14 protein-coding genes are annotated in these 15,666 nt (G+C 59.5%); 6 read left to right on the top strand and 8 right to left on the bottom strand.

What is annotated here, in order from left to right:
* Window positions 1–13: 13 nt before the first annotated feature.
* The 3 genes from ACJ8HB_RS18525 to ACJ8HB_RS18515 form a co-directional block, all read right to left on the bottom strand.
* Window positions 14–958 carry an ABC transporter gene (locus tag ACJ8HB_RS18525; RefSeq protein ID WP_047570680.1) on the bottom strand — a complete coding sequence of 315 codons (945 nt, stop codon included), beginning with the start codon at window positions 956–958 and terminating at the stop codon, window positions 14–16.
* A complete protein-coding gene (locus tag ACJ8HB_RS18520; protein ID WP_047570678.1) occupies window positions 958–1,623 on the bottom strand; it encodes a DsbA family protein in 666 nt (221 codons plus the stop codon). Before ACJ8HB_RS18520 ends, ACJ8HB_RS18525 begins: the two co-directional genes overlap by 1 nt.
* A gap of 175 nt (window positions 1,624–1,798) precedes the next feature.
* On the bottom strand, window positions 1,799–2,002 hold the full coding sequence (locus ACJ8HB_RS18515; protein ID WP_033635804.1) for a DUF4762 family protein: 204 nt from the start codon (window positions 2,000–2,002) through the stop codon (window positions 1,799–1,801).
* Window positions 2,003–2,429: 427 nt separating this feature from the next.
* Here ACJ8HB_RS18515 and ACJ8HB_RS18510 point away from each other — a divergent pair, with 427 nt between their 5' ends.
* The 3 genes from ACJ8HB_RS18510 to lldD all read left to right on the top strand — a co-directional run bounded on the left by ACJ8HB_RS18510 (window position 2,430) and on the right by lldD (window position 6,439).
* Window positions 2,430–3,350: a LysR family transcriptional regulator gene (locus ACJ8HB_RS18510; RefSeq protein ID WP_047570676.1), complete on the top strand. Its 921-nt coding sequence runs from the start codon at window positions 2,430–2,432 to the stop codon at window positions 3,348–3,350.
* A gap of 323 nt (window positions 3,351–3,673) precedes the next feature.
* A complete protein-coding gene (locus ACJ8HB_RS18505) occupies window positions 3,674–5,257 on the top strand; it encodes an L-lactate permease (RefSeq protein WP_041036537.1) in 1,584 nt (527 codons plus the stop codon).
* A gap of 42 nt (window positions 5,258–5,299) precedes the next feature.
* Window positions 5,300–6,439, top strand: coding sequence for an FMN-dependent L-lactate dehydrogenase LldD (gene lldD, locus ACJ8HB_RS18500; protein WP_047570674.1), 1,140 nt, complete (start codon window positions 5,300–5,302; stop codon window positions 6,437–6,439).
* Between the two features lies 1 nt (window position 6,440).
* Here the strand turns inward: lldD and ACJ8HB_RS18495 are convergent, their stop codons facing one another.
* Window positions 6,441–7,250, bottom strand: coding sequence for a MoaF C-terminal domain-containing protein (locus ACJ8HB_RS18495; protein WP_033635808.1), 810 nt, complete (start codon window positions 7,248–7,250; stop codon window positions 6,441–6,443).
* 36 nt (window positions 7,251–7,286) lie between these two features.
* The gene (locus tag ACJ8HB_RS18490) at window positions 7,287–8,552 is read right to left on the bottom strand and encodes an MFS transporter (protein WP_041036539.1); all 1,266 of its coding nucleotides are present in this window, start codon (window positions 8,550–8,552) and stop codon (window positions 7,287–7,289) included.
* A 654-nt stretch (window positions 8,553–9,206) separates the two neighbouring features.
* Here ACJ8HB_RS18490 and ACJ8HB_RS18485 point away from each other — a divergent pair.
* A complete protein-coding gene (locus ACJ8HB_RS18485; protein WP_047570672.1) occupies window positions 9,207–9,638 on the top strand; it encodes a VOC family protein in 432 nt (143 codons plus the stop codon).
* Window positions 9,639–9,644: 6 nt separating this feature from the next.
* On the opposite strand, the gene ACJ8HB_RS18480 is transcribed toward ACJ8HB_RS18485, so the two are convergent.
* Window positions 9,645–11,189 carry a BCCT family transporter gene (locus tag ACJ8HB_RS18480; RefSeq protein ID WP_094860049.1) on the bottom strand — a complete coding sequence of 515 codons (1,545 nt, stop codon included), beginning with the start codon at window positions 11,187–11,189 and terminating at the stop codon, window positions 9,645–9,647.
* Between the two features lie 158 nt (window positions 11,190–11,347).
* On the opposite strand from ACJ8HB_RS18480, the gene betI reads away from it, so the two are divergent.
* Window positions 11,348–11,944 (top strand): transcriptional regulator BetI, encoded by a 597-nt coding sequence (betI, locus tag ACJ8HB_RS18475; protein ID WP_033649464.1) that lies wholly within the window; start codon window positions 11,348–11,350, stop codon window positions 11,942–11,944.
* 9 nt (window positions 11,945–11,953) lie between these two features.
* Here betI and ACJ8HB_RS18470 read toward each other — a convergent pair whose 3' ends face one another.
* The gene (locus ACJ8HB_RS18470) at window positions 11,954–13,723 is read right to left on the bottom strand and encodes an ABCB family ABC transporter ATP-binding protein/permease (RefSeq protein ID WP_060424103.1); all 1,770 of its coding nucleotides are present in this window, start codon (window positions 13,721–13,723) and stop codon (window positions 11,954–11,956) included.
* Between the two features lie 181 nt (window positions 13,724–13,904).
* Between ACJ8HB_RS18470 and ACJ8HB_RS18465 the strand changes: the two genes are divergently transcribed.
* Window positions 13,905–14,762 carry an AraC family transcriptional regulator gene (locus ACJ8HB_RS18465; protein ID WP_060424033.1) on the top strand — a complete coding sequence of 286 codons (858 nt, stop codon included), beginning with the start codon at window positions 13,905–13,907 and terminating at the stop codon, window positions 14,760–14,762.
* Between the two features lie 34 nt (window positions 14,763–14,796).
* Here ACJ8HB_RS18465 and actS read toward each other — a convergent pair whose 3' ends face one another.
* The gene (gene actS, locus ACJ8HB_RS18460; RefSeq protein WP_033635813.1) at window positions 14,797–15,549 is read right to left on the bottom strand and encodes an amidase activator ActS; all 753 of its coding nucleotides are present in this window, start codon (window positions 15,547–15,549) and stop codon (window positions 14,797–14,799) included.
* Window positions 15,550–15,666 lie beyond the last annotated feature (117 nt).

Below are 15,666 nucleotides of genomic sequence, written 5' to 3'. Positions count from 1 at the left end.
TGATATCCCTGACTTATTCGTTAATAAAAAATAAAGAGTGCGAATGCCATAGCAGCCAATCATCCGCATGCCGCCGGAGGGTTCGCTCGACGATCGCCGGCATGACGCGGCCGACCCGATCTGCGGCGACAGGTTCTTCAATGTGAATGCGGATGCCGCGATCGAAATAAAGCGAATAGAACACCACCTGAGCCCGCAACGCCCGGGACAGCCGAACGATGCCGCTGTGCAAATGCGCCGGCCGGCCGAACAGATGGCAGGCCAATTTAGCCGCCACATCCTGATTGCTGTGCAGGGTGTAATCCGGCGTGATATCGGGGAAGAGGATGATGTTGCGCCGATGTTCCGCCGCTTCCAGCATCGTCTGCGACAAGGTGCCGGCGATGTGCCGCGGATCGTCGTGAATCGAGCAATAGTCGAGCCGCTGCCGCCATTCGTCTTCCGGCGATCGCCGCGCAAACGCCTGCACATCGCCGGAAACGATCACCGTGGCCCGCCCGGGATAAACGCCCGCGCCGACCAGCGTCGCCAACACGTCGGAGACCGTATGCATCGGCGCCAGCAGCACCGGCACGCCCGCGCGATGCAGCGGTTCCACGACCTGATCAAGCTGCGCGGAACAGTGCGCCAAATGGCTCATCAACGCCGCATTGCGGGCAGAGACCGCCGCCATGTCCAGCCACTGCCGCCGCTGCATCAGCCAGGCGAAGTCCAGCTTGCCTTCACCCAACAGGCTTTGGCGGTTCGCCAGCGCTACCGCATGCCGGTGGCGAAAGCGGCGCTGCGGCCTGCTTCCCCTCAACCGCCGGCGCACCGCCAGCCACAGGCGATAGTCCACGCGCCGCAGCAGGGCACACGTCAGGCGGTTGCCCATCCCGGCACCGGCAGCCGATAAGCGGGCCATCGCGTCCAGGCCGTTGCGCCAGGCCAAATACCCCCGAACCGCGAGCAGGCGCATCAGGGGGCCAGCGGTTTATCGTGCTGCAACAGCGACAGCAGCTGCCCGCTGAAAGCGGAAAACTCGCGATCTTGCAGCGCCAGCCATTTGCGATTGACGATAAAACTGGGGGTCGCGTTGATCTGGTAATAGCGGCTTACCGCCGTCATATGCGCCAACAACGCCTTGACCCGCTCTGACTCTCTGGCCTGCCGATAGGCAACCTCATCGATACCGTTGGCCGTCAGCCAGGCGCTGAGCTGCTTGTCGTCCGCCAGGTTGAGGTTTTCTTTGATAATGGCGCGATAAGCGGCGGGGCGATGCTGTGCTTCGATCCCCATGATCGTCAGCGTGGCGAACAGGGGCGCAAAGGCCGCCATGCCGGCTTGACTGTCGTCGCTGAGGTGCAAGCGCACCAATTTGGCGCCCGCCGGCAAACGTTTTCCCAGCTCTGCCACGCCGCTTTCGTTGACTTCACAATAGTGGCAGGCGTAAGAGAAGACTTCGACAATGGTATTATCGTCTTGCAACGGGCTTTGTTCGATTTTTTCCGGGGAGATAAAACTCAGGCTTTCCGCCTCCGCCGGTTGCATGACGTAATGTTGAAAATAAAATGCGGTCAAAAAAGAAGAGGCAAAAATAATAACGAGCGTGTAGCCGATAAAAAGCAAGGGACGTTTATACATAACGGACGCATCCTGCGCATATATTAATATTCACCCGGCAGAGTGAATACATGAAAAAGAGTTAATACCGTAAATAATGAGAACGTAAGACGACTTTTTCGCCGGTATCAGGCGGGACAGCGCGAACGCTGCCCGCCTGCCCACCGCTAATCTAAATGCAGGGGGTCAACCCGCATCAGCTTGGCGTGGTTGGGTTAGACGGGCAGCTTGCTACCGGCGCCGGGTAATAAGACTTCTGTACGCCACCGAATTTGTTCGCACAGGTTTTCACCAGCTGGCAGGTGCGGTTGTTGCCGCTGCCCACCCAGGCAAATTCCTTGGTACAAACAAAAGTACCGCCGACGATGTTTTCCGCTTCTGACAGATTGATTTTTTTCATTACAATATCCTTATTTATATTAAAACATAAACACACTACCCATTACCCTGTCGGCAGACAGAGCAATCCTTCAATACATTTCAAAACTATTTAACCAATAACAATGAGAGCGCTTCGGGAAAAAGCATAGCCATCCCAAACGAGCAGATCAATACAATTATTTACACTGCAAGTTAAAGTTAATCGAATAAGTAACGCTCGATTACAGGACTATTCCAATTTAAATAAGACTAAAAACAAGAAAAGTAGACTAAAACCGGTTACACCAAGAAAAATAAAAAAGGATAATTCTCAGTAAAATGAAAAAACAAATAAGAAAAATTCAGATCCGACCAGTTGGTGACGACGTGCGACACGCTGAAAAGATTGCTTCCTGCCGCGCCGGATTTACACTGGGACAAAAGGACTCTCACTCTACAGGATGCCCATGCTCGCCACCCACGAATACGCCAACGACCTGATTCTGTTCGCCCTGATCGTCGACTGCGGCTCGTTCAGCAAGGCCGCGGAGAGCGCCGGCATCACCAGCTCGGTGGTCAGTAAACGCATCGGGCGGCTGGAAAAATCGCTGGGCGCCCGTCTGCTGTACCGCACCACGCGCAGCCTGACGCTGACCGAAAGCGGCCAGGCGCTCTACCAGCAGGCCAAAGAGATCGGCGCCAAAGTGCAGGAGGCGCTGTACGCCGTCAGCGAAAAGAGCGAAGAGTTGACCGGCACCATTCGCATGTCGGTGCCGACCATTTCGGGCGAGCTGCTGCTGAGCGAGAGCGTGGCGGAATTTTGCGCTCTGCATCCCAGCCTGAAAGTCGAGATGCGGCTGGAAAACCGCTTTGCCGATCTGGTGGAAGAAGGCATCGATCTGGCGATCCGCACCGGCACCATGCCGGATTCAAGCCTGATTGCCCGGCCGATCTTCGATTCCCGCTGGGTGATCGTCTGCTCGCCGGAGTATCTGGAAAGCCACCCGGAACCGCGCTGCGCCGAAGACCTGCTCGGCCACAACTGCCTGACCTACACCTATCAGGAGAGCGGCACCGCCAACTGGCTGATGAAGCGGCCGGGGCGCAACGACATCTACGAGCTGCAGGTTAACGGCAACCTGTCGGCCAACAATGCGCGGGCGATCCGCAAAGCGGTGATCGGCGGCCACGGCATCGCCATGGTGCCACGCTGCATGGTGTATGAAGATTTGCAGGACGGCAAACTGACGGAGATCCTGGCCGGCCACTGCGGCAAGGTATTGGGCATTTACGCCGTCTATCCTTACACCCGCAATCTGCCGTTAAAAACCCGTCTGCTGATCGAGCATATCATCGGTTCCTACCAAAATATCAGCCACTATTTTTGAATTTTCCTCGCTGATTATTTCCCCGCGGCCGCAAAAGGCCGCGGAGATTACGGCATTTTTGGACATAATCTATTGAACATTACCGCTTAATTAATGTGAGCCCACGCATTCATCACACAATAATAATTTCTATCAATCTGATTTTTAAGCAGTTAATTCACCCCCTTCTACCGGCCAATTTCCCACCGCCGGCGCCGTTCGCCGATGTTAAAAAAATACCGCATGGCATCGTCGTCGACGTTGTGATTAGAATGAAAATGTTGCGCTAATTAACCTTTCAGCTACATATCTCTGCCCATAAAAATAATAACCCTGAGGATCTTATGCCCCTGTTTTTCAGTATTGCGCCCATCGTCCTGCTGATTTGGATGATGACCAAAAGGAATGGCGTGCCCTCTTATCTCGCCCTGCCGCTGACGGCCGCCGTGGTCTACGCCGTACAGCTCCTGTGGTTCGATGCCTCGCTGCGGCTGCTGCATGCCAATATCATCACCGCGCTGGTATCGACGCTGACGCCGATCACCATCATCGCCGGCGCCATCCTGCTCAACAAACTGATGCAGGTAAGCGGCGCGGAGAACGTGGTGCGCCGCTGGCTGGAAACCATCAGCCCCAATCCCGTGGCCCAGCTGATGATTATCGGCTGGGCGTTCGCCTTTATGATTGAGGGCGCCAGCGGCTTCGGCACCCCAGCCGCCATCGCTGCGCCGATTCTGGTCGGGCTGGGCTTCAACCCGCTGCGCGTCGCCCTGCTGACACTGGTGATGAACTCGGTGCCGGTCTCCTTCGGCGCCGTGGGCACCCCCACCTGGTTCGGCTTTGCCAACCTCGGCCTGTCGGACGCCAGCCTGCTGGAGATCGGCCGGCAGACCGCGCTGATCCATTTTGTCGCCGGCTTCGTCATTCCTCTGCTGGCGCTGCGCTTTATCGTTTCCTGGCAGGATATCCGCCGCAACCTGCCGTTTATCCTGCTCAGCGTGCTGAGCTGCACCGTGCCCTATCTGCTGCTGGCTCAGGTGAACTATGAATTCCCGGCGCTGGTCGGCGGCGCCATCGGCCTGGCGCTGTCGGTGCTGCTGGCACGCGGCGGCATCGGCCTCGCCCGCAGCGGCAAACCGCAGAGCGCCGGGCAGGCGGTGCCGTTCATGCAGGTGGTCAAGGCCATGACCCCAACCCTGCTGCTGATTGCTATCCTGATAGTGACGCGCGTCCACCAGCTGGGCCTTAAAGCCTTGCTCAACAACACCGCGCTGCTGTGGCAGGAAAACCTCGGCTGGCTCGGGGAGCTGCGCATCAGCCGGGCGCTGATCGTCGAACTGCAGCAGGTGCTGGGCACCTCCGCCGCCGCCGGCTACAAAACGCTGTATGTCCCGGCGCTGATCCCGTTCCTGCTGGTGGTGCTGCTGTGCATTCCGCTGTTCCGTCTGAATGGCGGCCAGGTGCGGCAAATGTTCAGCGAAACCGGCGGGCGTATCACGCGGCCCTTTATCGCCCTGTTCGGCGCGCTGGTGATGGTCAATCTAATGATGCAGGGCGGCGACAACGCGCCGGTGATCCTGATCGGTAAAGCGCTGGCGGCGCTGACCGGCGAGAGCTGGCTGCTGTTCTCTTCGTTCCTCGGCGCGCTGGGATCGTTCTTCTCCGGTTCCAATACCGTTTCGAACCTGACGTTCGGCGGCATTCAGCAATCGATCGCCCAGAGCAGCGGCCTTGACGTCAACCTGACGCTGGCCTTGCAGTCCGTCGGCGGCGCCATGGGCAATATGGTGTGCCTGAACAACATTATCGCGGTCTGTTCGATCCTCGGGATCGGTAACGCCGAAGGCAAAATCATCAGAAAGACCGTACTGCCGATGCTGGCGTACGGCGGGATTGCGGCCGGTATGGCGGCGATCCTCACGCTCTGACTGACCACTCGTTATCGCAAGCAAGACAAGAAGGTAAACACTATGATCATCTCCGCGTCAACCGACTACCGGGCCGCCGCCCAGGCCAAATTGCCGCCGTTTCTGTTTCACTACATCGACGGCGGGGCCTACGCGGAGCATACGCTGAAGCGCAATACCGCAGATCTGGCCGATATTGCCCTGCGCCAGCGCGTGCTGCGCAATATGTCCGAACTCAGCCTAGAGACTACGTTGTTCGGCGAGCAGCTGGCGATGCCAGTGGCGCTGGGGCCGGTGGGGCTGACCGGCATGTACGCCCGCCGCGGCGAAGTACAGGCCGCGCGCGCCGCGGCTAAAAAAGGCATTCCGTTCACGCTGTCCACCGTGTCGGTCTGCCCGATCGAAGAGGTGGCGCCGGCGATCGATCGGCCGATGTGGTTCCAGCTCTACGTGCTGAAAGATCGCGGCTTTATGCGCAATGCGCTGGAGCGCGCCAAGGCCGCCGGCGTGAAAACGCTGGTGTTCACCGTCGACATGCCGGTGCCCGGCGCCCGTTATCGCGACGCCCACTCGGGGATGAGCGGCCCTAATGCCGCCCTGCGCCGCGTGCTGCAGGCGTTTGCGCATCCGCAGTGGGCCTGGGATGTCGGCCTGCTCGGCAAGCCGCACGATCTGGGCAACGTCTCGGCCTACCGCGGCAAACCGACCAGCCTGGAAGACTACATCGGCTGGCTGGGCGCCAACTTCGATCCGTCGATTTCCTGGAAAGATCTGGAGTGGATCCGTGAATTCTGGGACGGCCCGATGATCATCAAAGGCATTCTCGATCCGGAAGACGCCAAAGACGCGGTGCGCTTCGGCGCCGACGGCATCATCGTCTCCAACCACGGCGGCCGCCAGCTGGACGGCGTGCTGTCGACCGCGCGCGCCATGCCGGCGATCGCCGACGCGGTGAAAGGCGACATTACCCTGCTGGCCGACTCCGGCATCCGCAGCGGCCTGGACGTAGTGCGCATGATCGCGCTGGGCGCCGACAGCGTGCTGCTGGGGCGCGCCTTCGTCTATGCGCTGGCGGCGGCCGGTGAAGCCGGGGTGGCTAACTTGCTGGATCTGATCGACAAGGAAATGCGCGTCGCCATGACGCTCACCGGCGCGAAAACCATTGCGGAAATCAACGCCGGATCGCTGGTCAGAAACGCCTGAATCAAAGCGGCTGCACGCCTTCCGGGTAGGCGTTATAGCTCATCTTGCTGATGAAGGCCCCGGCCGGTGACACCAACACCCGGCCGGCGGCGTCCAGCCCGAGGAAGGTGCCGGTGCAGCGCCCGGAAATAAAGTCGAAGAAGAACACCGAGCACACCGGGATGATCTTTTCCCGGAAGGTGAACAGGAACATCTCGTCCTCAAACTTGTAGTAGGTGGCGTAGTCCATGTCGCCGTGGCCGAATTGTTCGCCGCGCAGATTTTGCCAGGCGTAGCGCTCGGTGTTGACATAGAAATGTTCGTAATAGTGGTTGGGGCTGTAGACGTTCAGCGTGCGATAGCCGATAAGCTCGCGGGTCAGATGCGGCGCGACGCCACCCGGCGTGGCGCCGACAATCCGGCCGACGTGGAAGCTTTGCTTGAGGCGGGACCCCTTTTCCACCGTCTGTTCCGGCAACAGCGTGCTGCGCACCAGCAGCGCCCGGCCGCTGTCACGATTGAGTACCAGCGTCAGGCACTCGTTGCCCGGCGACTGCAGCGGAATATTGAAGAAATAGCGCGCAGCGGAGGTTTGCACCTCTTCGTAAGCGTCCTCGCCGCTCTCCCCGCCCCAGGCCCACAGCACCCGCTGCCGATCGGCGCTGAAGCGCAACGTGATTTCCCCGCTGCTTTCAAAAGCGATCTGCAGCGTTTTGCCGCGCCAATCCTGAGTGCCCGGCAGCCGGTTAGTGTCGATACCGCGCGCAAAATCGTCGTAATTCTTCCAGTCCGGTTCGGCATTCTGATTCAGTACGGATTGTTCTGCTGACATCTTCGCTCTCCTTGATTGAATGGGATGAAAACCGCCTCAAACGTCGGCGACGCCCGCCGGTTTCACCGCTCTGCGGCTCACCACCGCAGGTGCAGTTTCATCGAGAAAACAACTCAGTACGCCGGCGCACACGGCGCCGGTAGCCGCCAGCCACATCACGCTGACCAGCCCATAGCGATCGGCGATCAGCCCGGCGATAAACGGCGCCAGACAGCCGCCAATCACCTCGCCAATCCCCATCACCAGCCCCAACGCGGTGGCGATGCGGGCCGGCGACACCGTTTCAGACGGGATGGTGGCCATAAACAGCGTGAAGCAGCCAAGGCCGGTATAAGACAGGAACACCAGCACGCCCAGCAGCCACGGGTTATCGACGTAGCTGAGGAACAGCGGGCAGCACACCGCCAGCAGCGAAAAGAAGATCAGCGTCGGCTTGCGGCCAAGGCGATCGGAAATCGCCGGCACCGCCACGCCCCAAAACACCCAGGCAGCGCCGATGGCGCTCATGATGCCGCCCATCGTGCCCTCGCTGAAGCCACGGTCGGTCACCAAAAAGTTGGGGGTGAAGGTAATGATGATCATGAACCAGGTGACGAACACGCAGGAGATCAGAATGCACAGCGCTACGTTCTTGATTTTAAACAGCTCGCCGTAAGCGCCTTTGTTCGCCGCCTTGTCGGCCGCCGGCGCGGCGCTGAAAGCGGGATCCTTCTTGCCGTTCACATAACGATAGATCAGCCACGCCAGAATGATGCCCGGCACGGCGGTCAGGTGAAACGCCATGCTCCAGCCCCACTTCTGCGCCAGATAGATGATCAGCGGCGGCGCGATAATACCGCCCAACAATCCCGGCGCCGCCCCCTGGATCAGCCCCATATTGAAGCCGCGGCGCTGCGGCTGCGATTTTTCCACCATCAGCGATTGCGCGATCGGCAGCACCGGCCCTTCGGCGATCCCCATCAGCGCGCGGAAGATCAATAACATGGCAAAGCCGCTGACCAGCCCCGACAGCGCGGAGAACAGTGAAAACACCAGGATCGACAGGATCAGCATCGGTTTGCGGATATTAAAGCGATCGGCAATCGCCCCCAGCCCCGCGCCAGATAGCGCCCAGGTCAATGCAAGCACCGCCGACAGCGTGCCAAGATGCACGTTGCTCAGCTTCAAATCGGCGGCAATCATCGGAAACAGAAAAGAGATGGTCAGACGATCGACGAACACGCAGCCGAAAACGAAAAACAAAATGATCAGCAATCGGTTCTCTTCGCTCAATCGCGAGCGCTGTCCTGGCGAATTATTCATAGCGTCATTGGTCCATAAGTTAACTTATAAATGGCGAGCGGCCATGGCATAAGTCGGTTGAGCGCTCGGCCAAGAGAGATATTGGCCATCGGTCACGATAACAACTCATTAACATGTTAATGATATAAACTTATCTCAAGCTACGGGCATGTCAAACAGCCGTTGAAAACGGTGACGGAGAGGCAATTCAGGTATTTTTCACAGAACGCGAATGACATGAAAATAAATCAACATTCTGTTTTTACTGATTTAAATAAAATTAAGCGGCACTTTTTACTTTTATCGAAAAAGCCAAAACGCGCTGATTTATAAACAGGTTAATAAATAAAACTTAACTCCTGCTTATAAATGGACGGCATTTCCCTTTTCATCAGCCGCATTACCCCGCCCTCTTTATTATTTGAATCCGTTTGCTTTATAGCGGCTATAACGAGAACCATTAACTCCATTGTGTTAATCAATAATCACGCAATGACATTATCAATGCTGAATAATAATAAAAGCGCAGGCCGTGACAGGAATCACAAACAGACCGCCCCTTAACGCCCTGGTAGCGGGTTATTACCGGCGCGGCTAGCTTATGCCAACTCGATCCAACCCCGGATGGGAAAACAACGGCATGATAAGCGGCAGGCAACGAGCAAGGAGATGAACATGACGACAGCACTGACAAAAGCCGGTTTCTGGCGCAAAACCGCCGACTCTTCATCGCTGCGTGAGCCGCGCGTGCTGATTCGGGTCTACGTTGGCGAAGGCGAAATCGACCGCGCCATCGCGTTTTACGAGCAGTTGCACGGCGTAACGGCGGACATGCGCTTCGATTTTCCCGAGCATCGGCTGGTATTGGCGGCGGTGGGGCCGTTTCTGATCCTGGAAGGGGCGGAAGAGCAGTTGCGCCTTTTCCGCAGCACCGTCGGCACGCTGCTGGTCGATGACATTTATCCCTACCACCAGCGGCTGCTGGCCGCCGGCGCCGAGATTTTCTTCGGCCCGGTGGAGGTGCCCACCGGCGCCTGTTTCAATGCGCGCCTGCCGGACGGCACGATTGTCGAGTACGTGCATCACCGGCCGCGCGCGGGCGAATAAACCGCCTCAGGGCAGCGCCGGCTTCATGGCGTACCGGCGCAGATCCTTGCGCAAGCTGATCATGTACAGCACGATCACCGCCGAGAACGGCAGGCCGCACAGCACCACCGCGGTCTGCATCGCGCTGAAACTGCCGGCGTACAGCAAGCCGGCGCATACCAACGTGGTGACCGCTGCCCAGAACACGCGCAGCCAGGCCGGCGCGTCATCATGGGCGGAGCCGCCCTGGCAGGAGAGGTTGGCTATCATCAGCGTGCCGGAATCGACCGGCGTCAGGAACAGCACGAAGCTGATCACCACCACAAAGCCGGCGGTCAGTTGGGTATAGGGCAAGTATTCGAACAGCTTGAACACCGCCATCGGCGGATCGCTTTGCGCCACCTGCCCCAGGATCGCCTGCCCGCCTTCCAGCACCAGACTGATGGCGGTATTGCCGAAGATCGACAGCCACGCCAGCGTGAAGCCCAGCGGGATCAGCAGCACGCCGAAAATCAGTTCGCGAATAGTGCGCCCTTTGGAGATGCGCGCGATGAACAGCCCGACGAACGGCGCCCACGCCACCCACCAGGCCCAGTAGAACAGCGTCCAGGCGCCCTGCCACTGGCGCGCCTTGCCGTACAGATACATATCGAAGCTGCGGCTGACCAGCGAGGTAAGATAATCGCCGAGGTTCTGCAACATGCCGTTCAGCAGGTTCAGCGTCGGCCCGGCCAAAAACACGAACAGCAGCAGCAGGCACAGGAAGCCGACGTTGATGTTCGACAGCATGGCGATGCCCTTCTCGACGCCGGTGACCGCCGCCAGCGTGGCCACCACCATCATCACCACGATCAGCGCCAGCAGCACGCCGGTGCTTTGCGGGATGTCGAACAGATAAAACAGCCCGGAGTTCACCAGCAACGCGCCGATCCCCAGGTTGGTCATCATCGAAATCACCGTCACCAGAATGCCGAAGCTGTCCACCAGATGACCGACACAACCGTGGGTGCGCTCGCCGAAGATCGGGTATAGCGCAGAACGCAGCGCCAGCGGCAGGCCGCGGCAATAGGCGAAATAGGCCAGCGCGGTGGCGATCAGCGCATACAGCGCCCAGCCGTGCAGCCCCCAGTGCAAAAAGGTCAGCGCCATCGCCTGTCGCGCCGCCTGCACGGTGCCGCCGCTGCCTTCCGGTGGCGACAGAAAGTGATCCAGCGGCTCATAGGCGCCGTAGTACACCAGCGCAATGCCGATGCCCGACGAGAACAGCATCGCCACCCACGAGGGATAGCTGAACTGCGGCGGCTCGTCATCCTGGCTGAGGCGAATATGGCCAAAGCGCGACAGCGCCAGCCAGAACACGAATGCCATGCAGGCGACCATCAATAACATGTAGTACCAGCCGAATACGTCGGCGACCCAGCTTTGCGCGGCGTTCAGCCACAGTTTGCTGGCGGAGGGGAACAGAACGACCAGCGTTCCCAGCAGCAGGATCACCGCCGCCGAGCCGAAAAATACCGGAACATTCAATCTGACAGGTTCTTCGTCAAGCGATGGGGGAGTTTTTGTTGTCATTGGCAGGCTTCCATGATGCGAAAGACAGACGATTTCAATGCAACTTTTAGTTAACATATTATCGCCATTTATTTGACATTTTCGCAGCATATAGAGTATTGATTGACCGTTCAATCAATCAAATCCAAAGTGTGATTGGCCTATCAGTTGAGGAAAATATGTACCGAAGAGACATTCCGGAACAGCGTAAGGAGCAGTTGATTAACGCCGCCTTCGAGACCATTAACGTCGTCGGGCTGGCCGGCGTCACCCTGTCTCAGGTGGCGAAAGAAGCCGGGCTGTCGACCGGCATCGTCAGCCACTATTTTGGCGATAAAGAGGGGCTGCTGAGCGCCACCATGCGCAAAATCCTGCGCGACCTGCGCGATGCGGTGGCCGAGTGCCGCGCGCAGGCGGCAAGCGACAGCCAGTCACAGCTGTTCGCCATTATCCAGGGCAACTTCCACCCCAGCCAAACCAATGCCGTGTCCATGCGCGCCTGGCTCGACTTCTGGGCCGCCAGCATGCATCAGCCGGTGCTGCGCCGCCTGCAGCGCGCCAACGATCGGCGGCTCTATTCCAATATTTGCAGCCAGTTCCGCCGCGAGCTGCCGCTGCCGCAGGCGCGCGACGCGGCGCGCGGGCTGGCGGCGATGATCGATGGGCTCTGGCTGCGAGGCAGCCTGGCCGGCGACGAGACGGACCTGAAGCAGGACTGCCGCATCGCCTGCGACTACGTGATACAACGGCTCAAGGCCGCGCCATCGGCGGCGTGATCGCCTCCGTCAGTGTGGCTCCTGCTCTTCGCTGTACTGGGTTTGCCACATCGCGGCGTAGCGGCCGTTAGCCGCCAGCAGCGCCTCGTGCCCCCCGCGCTCGACGATCTCCCCCGCCTCCAGCACGATGATTTCATCGGCGTCCACCACGGTGGAGAGCCGGTGGGCGATCACCAGCGTGGTGTGGTTGCGGCTTACCTCGCGCAGGTGCCCCTGGATTTCGCGCTCGGTCTGGGTATCCAGCGCGCTGGTCGCCTCGTCGAACACCAGGATGGCCGGATTTTTCAGAATGGTGCGCGCGATCGCCACCCGCTGCTTTTCACCGCCCGACAGCTTCAGCCCGCGCTCGCCCACCCGGGTGTCGTAACCGTCGGGCAAACCGACGATAAAATCATGGATATGCGCCAGCCGCGCCGCCCGCTCGATTTCTTCATCGCTGGAGTCGGTTTTGCCGTAGCCGATGTTGTAGCGCAGCGTATCGTTGAACAGCACCGTATCCTGCGGCACGATGCCGATCGCCTGCCGCAGGCTGGCCTGGGTCAGTTGGCGAATGTCCTGGCCGTCGAGGGTAATGGCGCCGCCCTGCACGTCGTAGAAACGGAACAGCAGGCGCGACAGCGTGGACTTGCCCGCGCCGGAGGCGCCGACCACCGCCACCGTGTGGCCCGCCGGAATGGTAAAACTCACCTGCTTGAGGATCGGCCGCCGCGTGTCGTAACCGAAGCTGACCGCGTCGAACCGCACTTCGCCGCGATCGAGACGCAGCGGCTGCGCATCCGGGCTATCGACGATCTCACGCTTTTCCTGCAGCAGATCGAACATGTTCTCCATGTCGATCAGCGCCTGGCGCACCTCGGAATAAATAAAGCCGAAGAAGTTCAGCGGCTGATACAGCTGCAGCAGATAGGCGTTGACCAGCACGAAGTCGCCGACCGTCATCGTTCCCTGGGTAATGCCCTGCGCCGCCATGGCCATCATCACGATCAGCCCGATCGAAATAATGGCGGTTTGCCCCAGGTTGATCGCCGTAAAACTGAATTGGTTCTTGATGGCGGCGTATTCGTACAGCCGGCGCGACAGGTCGAAACGCTCGGCCTCGAACTCTTCATTGCCGAAGTACTTCACGGTCTCATAGTTCAGCAGGCTGTCGATGGATTTACTGTTGGCGTCGGCGTTGGCCTTGTTGAGCTCGCGGCGAAAGCGGGTGCGCCAGCTGACCGCCAGCACGGTAAACAGGATGTAGCAGCCGACCGTCGTCAGGATCGCCAGCGCGAACCAGCCGTTCAGCATGTGCCACATGATCGCCGTGACCAGCGAGAGCTCGAACAGGATCGGCACGATGGAAAACAGCAGCCGCGACAGCACCGTGGACACCGCCTGGGTGCCGCGCTCGATGGACAACGACAGCCCGCCGGTCTGGCGCTCCAGATGGAAGCGCAGGCTCAGCGCATGCAGCTGGCGAAACACCCGCACGCCCAGCAGGCGCGTGGCGTTCTGGCTGACGTGAATGAACATCACGTTGCGCAGTTCCTCAAACAGCGCGCCGCCCACCCGCGCCACGCCGTAGGCGACGATCAGCCCCAGCGGCACCGCCAGCATTTTCGCCGTCTCGCCGCTCAGCGCATCGACCATCGCTTTGTAGGCCAGCGGCACCAGCGTGGTGCTGACCTTGGCCGCCACCATGAACACGAAGGCCACCACCAGGTACCCCCGCAGCCGCGGGTTGTCTTTCGGCCACAGGTAGGGCAGCAGGAATTTCAGCAAACGGGAACGATCCATCATGTAATATTCATCTTCTCGGTCGGGATCGCGGCGCACGGCCGCGCGGGGGTTATGAGTTTGGCCTGGCCGGCGGCGAACGCCGCAGCCATCCCGTTTTCCTGCGGCGGCAACTCAGCATCATCCGTCAGGAGAAGCAGCGGCGGCTCGGGCAAAGTTCAGGCATGGAGGAGACAATCACATGACCCAGACGTATGCAAAGCGCTTTGCGCAGGTCTTTGACTATATCGACCGCCACCTGGACGAGGCGCTCACCGTCGAAAAACTGAGCGAAGTGGCCCACTTTTCGCGCTTTCACTTTCAACGCCAGTTTAGCGCGTATTGCGGCATCTCGGTGTGGCGTTATATCCAGTGGATGAGGCTCAAACGCGCCTCGTACCGCCTGGCGTATAACCCACTGGAGCCGGTGATTGACATCGCGCTGGACGCCGGTTTTCAAAACCCGGAGTCCTTCAGCCGCGCCTTCAAACAGGCGTTCAGCCAAACGCCAAGCCAGTTTCGCAAACGGCCGGCCTGGATCGATTGGCAGCAGCGCTTTCCCGAGCCGAAACACACAAGGAAACAACCCATGAAGGTAGACATTGTCGACTTCCCGGCCACGCCGGTGGCGATGATCGAACATCGCGGCCCGTCCGCGCTGGTCAACGAAACCGCCGCACGCTTTATCGAGTGGCGCAAAACCAGCGGCCTGTCGCCGGTCAGAAGCAGCCGCACTTACGGCATCGCACCGCACGATCCGGCCACCACCGAAGCGCAGGACTTCCGCTTCTTCATTTGCGGCGAGGTCACTGCGCCGATCCCCGAAGACAACGCCTTCGGCGTGGTGAACAGCACGCTGCCGGCCGGACGCTGCGCGGTGCTGCGCCATCACGGCTCGCTGGATGGGCTGTCTGAAAGCGCTCGCCATCTCTACAGCGAGTGGTTGCCGAACAGCGGCGAGGAACCGCGCGATTTTCCGCTCTATTTCCACTACCACAACTTTGTGCACGAGGTGGCGGAATATGAACTGGTGACCGATCTTTACCTGCCGCTGAAATAACAAAAGTCAGGCTCCTCACGGAGCCTGACTGACGTCAACAAGACGGCGACGAACCCTGCGGCGGCAGATAACGCTGCGGATCGAGCGCGGTCGCGCGGTAGCGGATCTGGAAGTGCAGGAATACCGAATCAGTGCCGGTGCTGCCCATGGTGCCGATCTTCTGCCCCGCTTTCACATCCTGACCGTTGCGCACCAGCGTGGTGTCGTTGTGCGCATAGGCGGTAATGAAGTCCTCACCGTGCTTAATCATGATCAGATTGCCGTAGCCGCGCAGCTGATTGCCGACGTACACCACTTTGCCCTTGGCGGAAGCGTAGATCGGCTGGCCGCGCTTGCCGGCGATATCGATGCCCTTATTGCCGCCGTCGGAATTGGAGTATGCCTGCACGATCCGACCGCTGGTCGGCCAGCGCCAGCAGCGGGAAGCGCCCGGCGGCGGCGTTTGTTTGACGATTGCGGCGGAAGACGACTTTTTACGGCGCGTAGCGGCGGTTTTGGCCGGCGCGCTGCCGCTCAGCCGCAGTTTCTGCCCCACCTCGAGGCTATAAGGCGGACGAATTTTGTTGATTCTGGCCAGCTCGCTGACTTCACTGTCGGTGATCCAGGCGATGTAATACAGCGTATCGCCCCGTTTGACGGTATAGGTTTTGCCGGAATAACTGCCCTTCGGCAGTTTGTCATAGTCGCGGTTATAGGTGTTTTTGCCCGAACACCCAGCCAACAGCAGCCCCAATGCCAAACACACCGCCACGCGGCGCCACCCTGCCAGTTTGCTTCCTGTGCTCAAATCCTGTCCCCAGTCGTCGTTTCGGTTCTGATACGCGTCAGCCGCACAGTGTAACATTTGCGCCGGGTCAGTCAAAAAAGGGGGATAAAGGGGGGCGATAAACAACACGAAAATGGC

The organism is Serratia sp. CY27727, assembly GCF_052169275.1.
Lineage (GTDB): Bacteria > Pseudomonadota > Gammaproteobacteria > Enterobacterales > Enterobacteriaceae > Serratia > Serratia sarumanii.
This window is presented reverse-complemented; position numbering and strand designations above follow the sequence as displayed.

What these genes read in the sequence shown, in the direction of transcription:
- ACJ8HB_RS18520 (WP_047570678.1), bottom strand. Translation starts at nt 1,623, where the DNA reads ATGTATAAACGTCCCTTGCTTTTTATCGGCTACACGCTCGTTATTATT.
- ACJ8HB_RS18495 (WP_033635808.1), bottom strand. Translation starts at nt 7,250, where the DNA reads ATGTCAGCAGAACAATCCGTACTGAATCAGAATGCCGAACCGGACTGG.
- ACJ8HB_RS18490 (WP_041036539.1), bottom strand. Translation starts at nt 8,552, where the DNA reads ATGAATAATTCGCCAGGACAGCGCTCGCGATTGAGCGAAGAGAACCGA.
- ACJ8HB_RS18470 (WP_060424103.1), bottom strand. Translation starts at nt 13,723, where the DNA reads ATGGATCGTTCCCGTTTGCTGAAATTCCTGCTGCCCTACCTGTGGCCG.
- ACJ8HB_RS18525 (WP_047570680.1), bottom strand. Translation starts at nt 958, where the DNA reads ATGCGCCTGCTCGCGGTTCGGGGGTATTTGGCCTGGCGCAACGGCCTG.
- ACJ8HB_RS18485 (WP_047570672.1), top strand. Translation starts at nt 9,207, where the DNA reads ATGACGACAGCACTGACAAAAGCCGGTTTCTGGCGCAAAACCGCCGAC.
- betI (WP_033649464.1), top strand. Translation starts at nt 11,348, where the DNA reads ATGTACCGAAGAGACATTCCGGAACAGCGTAAGGAGCAGTTGATTAAC.
- lldD (WP_047570674.1), top strand. Translation starts at nt 5,300, where the DNA reads ATGATCATCTCCGCGTCAACCGACTACCGGGCCGCCGCCCAGGCCAAA.
- ACJ8HB_RS18465 (WP_060424033.1), top strand. Translation starts at nt 13,905, where the DNA reads ATGACCCAGACGTATGCAAAGCGCTTTGCGCAGGTCTTTGACTATATC.
- ACJ8HB_RS18505 (WP_041036537.1), top strand. Translation starts at nt 3,674, where the DNA reads ATGCCCCTGTTTTTCAGTATTGCGCCCATCGTCCTGCTGATTTGGATG.
- ACJ8HB_RS18510 (WP_047570676.1), top strand. Translation starts at nt 2,430, where the DNA reads ATGCTCGCCACCCACGAATACGCCAACGACCTGATTCTGTTCGCCCTG.
- ACJ8HB_RS18480 (WP_094860049.1), bottom strand. Translation starts at nt 11,189, where the DNA reads ATGACAACAAAAACTCCCCCATCGCTTGACGAAGAACCTGTCAGATTG.
- ACJ8HB_RS18515 (WP_033635804.1), bottom strand. Translation starts at nt 2,002, where the DNA reads ATGAAAAAAATCAATCTGTCAGAAGCGGAAAACATCGTCGGCGGTACT.